Annotated in this window: 8 protein-coding genes; 7 read left to right on the top strand and 1 reads right to left on the bottom strand. The window is 70.2% G+C overall.

Translation table 11 applies throughout. The annotated features are described in order from the left end of the window. Positions 1-86: 86 nt before the first annotated feature. On the bottom strand, positions 87-611 hold the full coding sequence (locus KF889_23080) for a gamma carbonic anhydrase family protein (GenBank protein MBX3502336.1): 525 nt from the start codon (positions 609-611) through the stop codon (positions 87-89). A 198-nt stretch (positions 612-809) separates the two neighbouring features. Between KF889_23080 and KF889_23075 the strand changes: the two genes are divergently transcribed. From KF889_23075 to KF889_23045, 7 genes are all read left to right on the top strand, one after another. Continuing rightward, a complete protein-coding gene (locus KF889_23075; GenBank protein ID MBX3502335.1) occupies positions 810-2,255 on the top strand; it encodes an amidase in 1,446 nt (481 codons plus the stop codon). Positions 2,256-2,368: 113 nt separating this feature from the next. Beyond that, on the top strand, positions 2,369-2,641 hold the full coding sequence (locus KF889_23070) for an acyl carrier protein (GenBank protein ID MBX3502334.1): 273 nt from the start codon (positions 2,369-2,371) through the stop codon (positions 2,639-2,641). After that, the gene (locus KF889_23065; GenBank protein ID MBX3502333.1) at positions 2,638-3,798 is read left to right on the top strand and encodes an acyl-CoA/acyl-ACP dehydrogenase; all 1,161 of its coding nucleotides are present in this window, start codon (positions 2,638-2,640) and stop codon (positions 3,796-3,798) included. The genes KF889_23070 and KF889_23065 overlap by 4 nt, the downstream gene beginning before the upstream one ends. Then, complete coding sequence (locus KF889_23060) at positions 3,795-4,709, top strand: amino acid--[acyl-carrier-protein] ligase (GenBank protein MBX3502332.1); 915 nt, start codon at positions 3,795-3,797, stop codon at positions 4,707-4,709. The genes KF889_23065 and KF889_23060 overlap by 4 nt, the downstream gene beginning before the upstream one ends. 129 nt (positions 4,710-4,838) lie before the next feature. Further along, positions 4,839-5,798: a DUF1839 family protein gene (locus KF889_23055; protein ID MBX3502331.1), complete on the top strand. Its 960-nt coding sequence runs from the start codon at positions 4,839-4,841 to the stop codon at positions 5,796-5,798. A gap of 740 nt (positions 5,799-6,538) precedes the next feature. Next, positions 6,539-9,028: a glycoside hydrolase family 2 protein gene (locus KF889_23050; protein ID MBX3502330.1), complete on the top strand. Its 2,490-nt coding sequence runs from the start codon at positions 6,539-6,541 to the stop codon at positions 9,026-9,028. After that, positions 9,025-10,803, top strand: coding sequence for an alpha/beta fold hydrolase (locus KF889_23045; GenBank protein MBX3502329.1), 1,779 nt, complete (start codon positions 9,025-9,027; stop codon positions 10,801-10,803). The genes KF889_23050 and KF889_23045 overlap by 4 nt, the downstream gene beginning before the upstream one ends. Positions 10,804-10,815: the final 12 nt, after the last annotated feature.

The following is a 10,815-nucleotide window of genomic DNA, read 5'->3' as shown; positions in this document are numbered from 1 at the left end:
GTGACGCACGACTGCCGTGCGCAACCTGAATCTACCCCTCACCCCGACCCTCTCCCCGCAGGCGGGGAGAGGGAGAATGAAAGACCTCAGCCGATCCGCACCATCGTCTCCCTGAACTGCACCTGGCGCTTGGCGTAGCTCAGCGCGCTCATGCGCAGGCGGTTGGCGTTGTCCTCGGAAAGCTCGCGCGCCACCTTGGCCGGAGCGCCGAGAATCAGCACGCCGCCCGGAAACTCCTTGCCTTCGGTGACCACGGCGCCGGCGCCCACCAGGCTGCGCGCGCCGATCACCGCCTTGTTCAGCACCACCGCCTGGATGCCGATCAGCGCGCCGTCGTGCACGATGCAGCCATGCAGCATCGCCTGGTGGCCGATGGTGACGTCCTCGCCGACGATCAGCGGGCAGCCCGGATCGGTGTGCAGGATGGCGCTCTCCTGCACGTTGCTGCCCTTGCCGATGGTGATCGGCTCGTTGTCGCCGCGCAGCACGGCGCCCGGCCAGACGCTGGCGCCCTCGGCCAGGGTCACCTTGCCGATCACCGTCGCCTCCGGCGCCACCCAGGCGGTGGGATGGATATTGGGCGCGTGCTCGCCGAGCTTGTAGATGGCCATGGACGTCTCCGATTCCCCGTAGCGTTTCCCCGCCGGCTTAGCATTGCGAACCTCGCGTGACCACATCAGGTCTTGCTAGGGCGCATTGCAGGCGGGTTGAATGAAACCTGTCATCCCGAGCGCAGCGAGGGATCTTTCCGCCGACGAAAGATCCCTCGCTGCGCTCGCGATGACACCCGGGTTCAGGGAGTGTTCGCGATGGCCAGCGATCTCGTCCGATTGTCCGCCACCGAGGCGGTGGGGCTGCTGAAGAAAGGCGAGGTCTCGCCGCTCGAGCTGATCGATGCCGCCGAGCAGCGCATCGGCGAGGTCGAGAGCGACGTGAACGCGCTGCCGACGCTGTGCCTCGATCGCGCCCGCGATCACGCCAAGAAGCTGATGGCCGGCCGCGGCCGCGTCGCCGAAGGCGAGGCCGGCTGGCTCGCTGGCCTGCCGGTGGCGATCAAGGACCTCGCCGATGTCTCGGGCGTGCGCACGACCTACGGCTCGCCGATCTTCAAGGACCACGTGCCCGAGCGATCGCACCCGCTGGTCGAGCGCATCGAGCGCAAGGGCGGCGTGGTGATCGCCAAGTCGAACACACCGGAGTTCGGCGCCGGCGGCAACACCTTCAACGAGGTCTTCGGCCGCACGCTCAATCCCTGGAACACGTCGCTGACCTGCGGCGGCTCGACCGGCGGCGGCGCCGTGGCGCTGGCCACCGGCGAGGTCTGGCTGGCGCAGGGTTCGGACCATGGCGGCTCGCTGCGCGGTCCGGCGACCTTGTGCTCGGTCGTCGGCATCCGCCCCTCGCCCGGCCGCGTGACGCGCGGCACCAGCAACAACCTGTTCTCGCCGATGTCGGTGCAGGGGCCGATGGCGCGCAACATCCCCGACCTGGCGCTGTTCCTCGACACCATGGCGGGTCATTGCCCGCTCGATCCGCTGACCTTCGACGCGCCGGCGGTGCCGTTCGCCGAGGCCGTGAAGGCGCCGGCGCGCAAGCTGCGCATCGGCTTTACCGCCAATTACGGCGGCACGCTGCCGGTCGACCGCGAGACCCGCGAGATCTGCGCCCGCGAGGTGCGCCGCTTCGAGCAGGCCGGCTGCATCGTCGAGGAGGCCTTCCCCGAGCTCGGTCCGGTCGACGAGACGTTCCTGGCGCTGCGCTCTCAGGTCTTCCTGGTCGACCGCGAGCTGCAATTGCAGACCCATCGCGACCTGCTGAAGCCCGACATCATCTGGAACACCGAGCGCGCCCTGCAGCAATCGCCCAGCGCGCTCGCCCGCGCCGACCGCGAGCGCGCCGCGCTCTATCGCCGCTTCGCCGAGTTCTTCACCAGGTACGACGTGCTGGTCACGCCCGGCGCCGCCACCCCGGCCTGGGACGTGACGCTCAGGGCGCGCGACGTGATCGACGGGGTGAAGCTCACCAACTACATCGCCGGCAGCGCGCTGACCTCGGCCATCACGCTGACCTCCTGCCCGGCGGTCTCGGTGCCCTGCGGCTTCGACGCCTTCGGCCGGCCGGTCGGCCTGCAGATCGTGGCGCCCGCCCGCCAGGAGGCGCTGGCGCTGCATACGGCGGCGGTTTTCGAGCAGCTGAGCGGGCTCAGCCTGCTCTTGCCGATCGATCCACGGCCGGGCACGGTGCCGCCGACCTGACGCCCGATCCTGTCAGCAGTCTGACGAGGGCCTGCATGGACGTTGCACTCAGCACGTAAATTGAGTAATATCAGCCCATTAAGGGGATATTCAGAAATTAATTTTCAGAGGTAATGCAAGTGACCACCAGCGAGCTCGGCCACCAAATTCGTCTTGTCCTCAACGAGGGCGGCACGCTGCCGGTGGATGCCACATCACTCAAGGACGGCGATGATCTCTACGCGGCGGGGCTGACCTCGCACGCCACGGTCAATCTGATGCTGGGCCTCGAGGAACGTTTCGACGTCGAGTTTCCCGACCGCCTGCTGCGGCGGCGCACCTTCGAGAGCATCGACGCCATCAGCGCCGCGGTGACGGAGCTGCTGGCCAGCAAGAAGGCGGCATGACGTCACTGCTCGCGCGCGCCCGCCAGGTAGGGTCCGAGGTCGCCGCGCGGCACGCCGACAGCGTCGATCGCGATGCCCGCTTCCCGCGCGAGGCCTTCGACGCCCTGAAGCAGGCCAGACTGCTGGGCGTGATGGTGCCGCGCGAGTTCGGCGGCGAGGGCGCCTCGATCGCCGAGATCGTGGCGCTGTGCCATGCGCTGGGCCAGCATTGCCCGTCGACGGCGATGATCTTCGCCATGCATCAGATCCAGGTCGCCTGCATCGTGCGCCACGGACAGGAGAGCGCCTGGCACCGCACGATGCTGCGGCGCCTGACCGGCGAGCAGCTGCTGCTGGCCTCGGCGACCACGGAAGCCGGCGTCGGCGGCGACGTGCGCAGCAGCGTCTGCGCCGTCGAGCGCGACGGCGATCGCTTCCGCCTGGAGAAGAACGCCAGCGTCATTTCCTACGGCGCCGATGCCGACGCGATCCTGGTGACCGCGCGGCGCGCGCCGGACGCGCCGGCCTCCGACCAGTCGATCGTGGCCGTGCTCAAGGCCGACTACACGCTGGAGCGCACCGCGGGCTGGGACACGCTGGGCATGCGCGGCACCTGCAGCGACGGCTTCGTGCTGCGCGCGTCGGGCGAGGTCGCGCAGGTGCTGCCGACGCCCTATGCCGAGATCTCGGCGCAGACCATGCTGCCGACCACGCACCTGACCTGGGCCGGCGTCTGGCTCGGCATCGCCACCGACGCGGTGTCGCGCGCCCGCGCCTTCATCCGCGCCGAGGCGCGGCGCAAGCCGGGCACCACGCCGTCGGGCGCGGTGCGGCTGGCCGAGACGGTGAACCTGCTGCAGTTCATGCGCGCCAACGTCGTCGCCGCGACGCGCGACTACCAGCGCGCCATGGAGCAGGCCGAGACGCTGACGGCGCTGGCCTTCGCCGTCGAGATGAACAACGTCAAGACCGGCTCGGCACAGATGGCGACGCAGGTGATCAACCACGCGCTGCTGGTCTGCGGCCTGGCCGGCTACCGCAACGACGGGCCCTACAGCGTTGCGCGCCATCTGCGCGATGCGCATTCTGCCGCCGTGATGATCAACAACGACCGCATCCTCGCCAACAGCGCCGGCCTGCTGCTGGCGCTGAAGGACGAGCCGGAGCTGTTCGCGTGAGCAGCGAGGCGCAGATCGCGTTCCGCAACGAGCTGGTCGCGGCCGGCCTGCTGCACGCCACCGAGGTCGACGGCCTGTACGCGCAGTCCGGCGCCTTCGAGGAGATCGTCGAGCGCTTCAGCGCGCTCATCACCCGCACCGGCGCGGGCGACGGGCCCGAGGTGCTGCGTTTTCCGCCCGGCATGACGCGCGGCACGCTGGAGCGCAGCGGCTATCTGCGCAGCTTCCCGCAGCTTGCCGGCACCATCCATTCCTTCGACGGCGGCGATCGCGAGCACGCCGCGCTGATCGCCGCGCTCGACGGCGGCGCCGACTGGACCGGGGGCCAGAAGGTCACCGGCCTCGCCTTCACCCCGGCCGCCTGCTACCCCGGCTACCCGATCGTCGCCCGGCGCGGCCCGCTGCCGGCCGAGGGCGTGCTGCTCGACGTGCAGTCCTGGTGCTTCCGCCACGAGCCCTCGCTCGATCCGGCGCGCCTGCAGCTCTTCCGCCAGCGCGAGCATGTGCGCATCGGCACGCCGGCGCAGGTGCTGGAGTTCCGCGAGCGCTGGCTCAAGCGCGGCCGCGCCATCATGGAATCGATGGGCGTGCCGCTCGACATCGACGTCGCCAACGATCCGTTCTTCGGCCGCGCCGGGCGCATGCTGGCGGCCAACCAACGCGACCAGGCGCTGAAGTTCGAGCTCCTGGTGCCGATCACCAGCACCGAGAAGCCCACGGCCTGCGTCAGCTTCAACTACCACCAGGACCACCTCGGCCACGCCTTCGGGCTGAGCCTCGCCGACGGCTCGACCGCGCACACCGCCTGCGTCGGCTTCGGCCTGGAGCGCATCGCGCTGGCGCTGCTGCGCCATCACGGCCTCGACACCAGGGCCTGGCCCGACGCCGTCCGCCGCGCGCTCTGGACCTAGAGCGGAGGCCGATCATGTATCTCCGCTGTCATTCCGAGCGCAGCGAGGAATCCAGGCGCCTTCGCGAGATTCCTCGCTGCGCTCGGAATGACAGGGTGATTCCATCCACGCGGCATCGGCACTAGGGCCATGGCGGCGCGGCTGCTCGACCTCAATCCCGCGACCTGGGTGCCCCACAGCCTGCACGCGCCGGACCGCGACTGGGTCGAGACCAATTGCTACATCGACGTCTGGGTCGAGGCGCTGCACGCGCTCGGGCTGGAGCCGTTGGCGGCGCTGCCCTTCACCGTGGCGCAGGACTTCGAGGGCGATCACTTCACCTTCTTCAAGTTTCCGCCCGAGGATCTGCGCGCGCTGTTCGGCCTGGCGGTGCAGGAGCTGGCGATCTTCGACACCGTCGAGGGCCATATCGAGCAGCAGCTCGGCCGCGGCCGCATGGTGCTGGTCGAGGTCGACGCCTTCCATCTGCCCGACACCAAGGGCACCTCCTACGGCCGTGCCCACACCAAGACGACGGTGGCGGCGATCGACATCGACATCGCGGGCAAGCGGCTGGGCTACTTCCACAACACCGCCTTCCACCGGCTGGAGGGCGCCGATTTCGACGGCGTGTTCCGTCGCGCGCCCGAGATCCTCTTTCCCTATTGCGAGTTCGTGAAGCGCGAGAGCCCGCCCTTCGCCGGCCGCGCCCTGGTCGACCGCTCGCTGGCGCTGCTCGGCACCCATCTGCGCCGCCGCCCGGCCGATCCCATCGCCGCCTTCCGCGCCGAGTTCCCGACGCACATCGAATGGCTGGCGACGCGTTCGATGGACTATTTCCATCAGTACGCCTTCAACGTGCCGCGCCAGCTCGGCGCCAATTTCGAGATGCTGGGCAGCTATCTGCGCTGGCTCGCCGAGAACGGGCAGAAGGACCTCGCCGGCGCGATCTCGGCCTGCCAGACCGTGTCGGCCGCCTGCAAGGCACTGCAGTTCCAGCTGGCCCGCGCGGTCAATCGCAAGAAGTTCGGCGACTACGACGCCCTGCTCGACACGCTGGCGACGTCCTACCAGTTCGCCATCACGCCGCTGGTGTCGAAGTACGCATGACCTACTATTCCTGGTGTGTGGCCGGTTGACGCAGGGCACCCCATCGAGTGCGTCATCGTGATTTCAGAGCACATGTCACAAGTGGTCGAAGGGCACCGATTTTATCCCGAGAAATCAAAGACCTTTACCGTAAGGACTTAAAGTGCGGGTCAGCGCGGACATGCGCCTCGATCGGCGGACCTGCCGCGATCGCAGCGGGATCGCGCTACGTGCCGAGGCGCGACGCCGCGATCCGACGGGGCCGGAATCGCATCGGTGAATCAGGGAGTTGTTTTGCCCGCCGCCAGTCATTTGCAGTTCGCTGCGCCTCGCAAGACGACGCGCAAAGCCGCTGATTCGGCAATTTGACTCACGATAGGACTCAACGTACCTCTTGTTCAGCGTTCGCGTGAACATCGACATCTAGGCTCTCCATGAATAGAGGCCCGGATGGTTCACGGCGAAGGCAAATAAGCGCGCGGTGATCCACGGGGGTGGAGGACCGGGCGAGCATGAATGGTTTTAGGCACGGGGGAAGGATCGATGATGGTGGAGGGCGATCGCGCGCGTTGGGCGCCGTGATCGACCAGGTTTCCGGCCACGCCTGAACGGGAGCGAACGATCGGACACGGGGCGACCCGTGGCGGGCTCCGTTTGTCGTGGCGGGACAGCGACGCCGTCTGAGAAGCCTTGGCCTCCACGGAGAGCGGAATGCCGTGGTGGTGTGAGACGATCACAGCGAAGGCCGGGTGAGCGCGGCGATGGCGCGCGTGCACTCCAACGCAGGCGAGCGCGTGCGCGCGCTCGGCGAGGGCTGGTCCCTGGCGACGACGGCGCCGGGCGCCATCGCCACGCCGGCCTGCCTCGGCTCGACCGCCGGCTGGATCGCCGCACCCGTGCCCGGCACCGCCGCGCAGGCGCTGCGCGACGCCGGACGCTGGTCGCTCGACGCGCCCACCCCGCTGCACGATCGCGATGTCTGGTACCGCCTGCGCTTCGAGGGCGACGGCCCGCGCACGTTGCGCCTGGGCGGCCTCGCCACCATCGCCGAGGTGTGGCTCAACGGCGAGCGCCTGCTGGGCAGCGACAGCATGTTCGTCGAACATGCCATCGATGTCAGCCTGCGCGGCGACAACGAGCTCTGCCTCGCCTTCCGCGCGCTTCATCCCCTGCTGGCGGCGAAGAAAGGCCGCGGCCGCTGGCGCACGCGGCTCGCCGAGCCGGCCAATCTGCGCTTCTGCCGCACCACGCTGCTGGGCCACATGGCCGGCTGGTGCCCGCCGGTGCATGCGGTCGGCCCCTATCGCCCGATCGAGCTGGTCGAGCGCGCCTGCCCGCTCAGCCTGCGCAATGTCGATCTGCGCACCCGCGTCGAGGGCGGCGACGGCGTCGTCAGCGTCAGCATCGCCGCCGACTGGACGGACGGCACGCATCCCGCCGCGTTGCTCGAGGTCGGCGACTGGCGCGCGGCGCTGACCTGGCACGACGGCAAGCTGCAGGGCGCGCTGCGCATTCCCGACGTCGCGCTGTGGTGGCCGCATACGCACGGCACGCCCGCGCTGCACGACGCGCATCTCAAGATCGGCACCATCGCGCTCGATCTCGGCCAGGTCGGCTTTCGCACGGTCGAGGTCGATCGCGGCGCCGACGGCAAGGGCTTTGCGCTGCGGATCAACGGCGAGCGCGTGTTCTGCCGTGGTGCTGCGTGGAGCAGCGCCGACATCGTCTCGCTGCCGGGCGACCGTGCCGCCTACGAGCCGTGGCTGCGCACCGCGCGCGACGCCGGCATGAACATGATCCGCGTCGGCGGCACCATGCTCTACGAGAGCGACGCCTTCTTCGCGCTGTGCGACGAGCTGGGCCTGATGGTCTGGCAGGATTTCATGTTCGCCAATTTCGACTATCCGGCGAGCGATCCCGCCTTCCTCGACACTGTCGAGCGCGAGGCCGCGCAGCTGCTCGACCGCACCCAGGCCAATCCGTCGCTCACCGTGCTGTGCGGCGGCAGCGAGGTCGAGCAGCAGGCGGCGATGCTCGGCCTGGCGAAAGGCTCGTGGGACAACCTGATCTTCACCGACGTGCTGCCGCGCGCCGTGGCGCAGCGCCGGCCCGACGTGCCCTTCGTGCGCAACGCGCCGACCGGTGGCGCCCTGCCCTTCGTCGCCAGCGAAGGCGTCTCGCACTACTACGGCGTCAGCGCCTATCTGCGCCCGCTCGACGACGCGCGGCGCGCCAATGTGCGCTTCGCCGCCGAGTGCCTGGCCTTCGCCAACGTGCCGGAGCGCGCCAACGTGGCGGCGCTGATGGGCGAGCAGATCGCCGCTGTCGGCCACCATCCGCGCTGGAAGTCGGCCGTGCCGCGCGACCAGGGCGTCGGCTGGGATTTCGAGGACGTGCGCGAGCACTACATGCGCACGCTCTATCACGTCGAGCCTTCGCGGCTGCGCTATGGGGATCCCGATCTCTACCTGCGACTGTCGCAGGCGATCAGCGGCGAGGTGATGGAGGCGGTCTACGCCGAATGGCGGCGCGGCCGCTCGAGCTGCGCCGGCGGCCTGGTCTGGATGCTGCAGGATCTGCGGCCCGGCGCCGGCTGGGGCGTGATCGATTCCGCCGGCGCACCCAAGCCGTGCTGGCACGCGCTCAAGCGCGCCTTCCGCCCGGTGCAGGTCAATCTCACCGACGAAGGTGTCAACGGGCTGGCCATCCACGTGCTCAACGAGACCGCCGCGAGCATCGACGCGACGCTGTCCTTCGCCTGCCTGCGCGACGGCACGACCGTGGTCGCGCGCGCCGGCCGCGAGCTCAGCCTCGCACCGCGCTCCAGCCTCGAGCTGACAAGCGCCGAGCTGCTGCAGAATTTCTTCGACGTCACCTACGCCTATCGCTTCGGCGCGCCGCAGCACGACGCCACCGTGGCGACGCTCAGCGACCGCGCGAGCGGTGCCACGCTCGCGCAGGCCTTCCACTTCCCGATCGAGGGGCTACCCGGCCGGGTCGACCTGGGAATGCGGGCGGAGCTCGAGCGCGACGATGCCGGCTGGGCCGTGCGGCTGAGCACGCGCCGACTGGCGCGCGGCGTGCACTTCGAGGATGCTGGGTTTCGCGCCCGCGACGAGTGGTTCCATCTCGCGCCGGGCGAGGAGCGGCTGGTGCGGCTGCAGCCGCGCGGGGAGCCGGGCGAGTTGCCCGACGGGGAAATCCACGCGCTCAACGGGCTGGCGCCGCTGCGGTTCAGGGGGAAGCCATGATTCCGGTCGTGTTCGAGGGCTGCGCCGGCTGGCTGCATCCCGCCGCCGGCAGGCGCGGGGTGATCGTCTGCGCGGCGCAGGGCTACGAGGAGCTGTGCACGCATCGACCGATGCGCGGCCTGGCCGAGCGCTTCGCCGCCGCCGGCCTGCCCACCCTGCGCTTCGACTATCCCGGCACCGGCGACTCCGCCGGCGACGAGTGCGATCCGGCGCGGGTGCGCGCCTGGCTCGATTCGATCCACGCCGCTACGCGCTACCTGCGCCGGGAGGCGGGCGTCGAGGAGATCGCCGTCGTCGGCCTGCGAATCGGCGCGCTGCTGGGCGCCATCGCCGCCGAGGAGCTGGGCGATGTCGAGGCGCTGGCGCTGATGGCGCCGCCGGTCTCGGGCCGCGTCTATGTGCGCGAGCTGCAGGCCTTCTCGACCATGTTCACGCCTTCGCCCGAGGGCTCGCCGCCGCCGACCGATGCCGATGCGCTGCAGGCCACCGGCTTCCTGCTGTCGTCCGCGACCGTCGCCGACCTCAAGGGGCTGGGCCTCTTGAAGCTGGCGCGCCGGCCAGCGAAGCGCGTGATGCTGCTGCACCGGCCCGACGCGCCGCCGGAGAAGAAGCTGGCCGCGCGCCTGCGCGAGCTCGACGCCGAGGTCAGCGAGCTCACCTTCGACGGCTTCAGCGAGCTGATGGACGAGGTGTGCTACGGCCAGCGCCTGCCGCACGCCGTCTTCGCGCGCCTCACCCAGTGGCTCGCCGAGGGTGCGGCGACGACCGAGCGCGCGGTGGTTCCGCAGTCGGCGGCGCGCCTGACGCTCGAGGGCTGCAGCGAGGAGGCCGTGCGCTTCGGCGATGCCGAGCGGCTGTTCGGCGTGCTGTGCCGGCCCGACGCACCTCGGCCCGACGGCTTCGTGCCCACCGTGCTGTTCCTCAACACCGGGCATCACCATCACATCGGCTTCGGCCGCATGGCGGTGAACATGGCGCGCAGGCTGGCGGCCGAGGGCATCGCCTCGCTGCGCTTCGACTCGGCCGGACTGGGCGACAGCGAGGCCATGCCGGACCGGCCGGAGGGCGTGATCTATTCGACGGAAGCCTGCGCCGATGTCGGCGCCGCGATCGCGATGCTCGGGGCGCGCGGCCATCGCAATCCCGTCGTGGTCGGCCATTGCTCGGGCGCGCATCTCGCCTTCCATTCGACCGTGCTCGACCAGCGCATCGCCGCCCAGGTGCTGATGAATCTGCAGGTCTTCATCTGGGGCGAGAACGACACGCTGGAAACCGTGATCCGCGCCCGCCGGCGCAGCGGCCGCGAGATCCTGGCCGATGTCTGGCGCGCGATCCGCCAGCCGAAGACCTGGCACCGCCTGATGCGTGGCGAGAAGCGCGACCGCGAGCTGGCGCGCGCCCTGCTCAACCGCGCCGGCCGCGTCGCGCGCGACAAGGTGGCCAGGGTCGGCGGCCGCCTGTTCGGCGCCCAGGCGCCGGCGAGCCCGGTCGAGGGCTGGTTCCGCGCCATCGACGCGCGCGGCACGCGCACCCTGCTGCTCTACAGCGCCGGCGACGACGGGCTGGCCGAGCGCGACCAGCATCTCGGCGCGGGCGGCCGCGCGCTCGCGGCCATGCCCACGGTGCGCACGCAGATCCTCGAGAGCGCCGACCACCTGCTCTCGCCGCGCGAGCTGCAGGAGCGGGTCGCGGCGATCCTGTCGGCCTTCCTCGCCGAGCTGCCGGCGCGGCCGTCGCGGCCGGTTACGGCAACGTCACGGCTGGCCGCCGAATAATCTGCTATATCC

The sequence above is a fragment of the Alphaproteobacteria bacterium genome (genome assembly GCA_019635875.1).
Classification (GTDB): domain Bacteria; phylum Pseudomonadota; class Alphaproteobacteria; order Reyranellales; family Reyranellaceae; genus JAFAZJ01.
This window is presented reverse-complemented; position numbering and strand designations above follow the sequence as displayed.

Coding starts and splice junctions, on each gene's coding strand:
- KF889_23050 (MBX3502330.1), top strand. CDS start 6,539: ATGGCGCGCGTGCACTCCAACGCAGGCGAGCGCGTGCGCGCGCTCGGC.
- KF889_23080 (MBX3502336.1), bottom strand. CDS start 611: ATGGCCATCTACAAGCTCGGCGAGCACGCGCCCAATATCCATCCCACC.
- KF889_23045 (MBX3502329.1), top strand. CDS start 9,025: ATGATTCCGGTCGTGTTCGAGGGCTGCGCCGGCTGGCTGCATCCCGCC.
- KF889_23065 (MBX3502333.1), top strand. CDS start 2,638: ATGACGTCACTGCTCGCGCGCGCCCGCCAGGTAGGGTCCGAGGTCGCC.
- KF889_23055 (MBX3502331.1), top strand. CDS start 4,839: ATGGCGGCGCGGCTGCTCGACCTCAATCCCGCGACCTGGGTGCCCCAC.
- KF889_23070 (MBX3502334.1), top strand. CDS start 2,369: ATGCAAGTGACCACCAGCGAGCTCGGCCACCAAATTCGTCTTGTCCTC.
- KF889_23075 (MBX3502335.1), top strand. CDS start 810: ATGGCCAGCGATCTCGTCCGATTGTCCGCCACCGAGGCGGTGGGGCTG.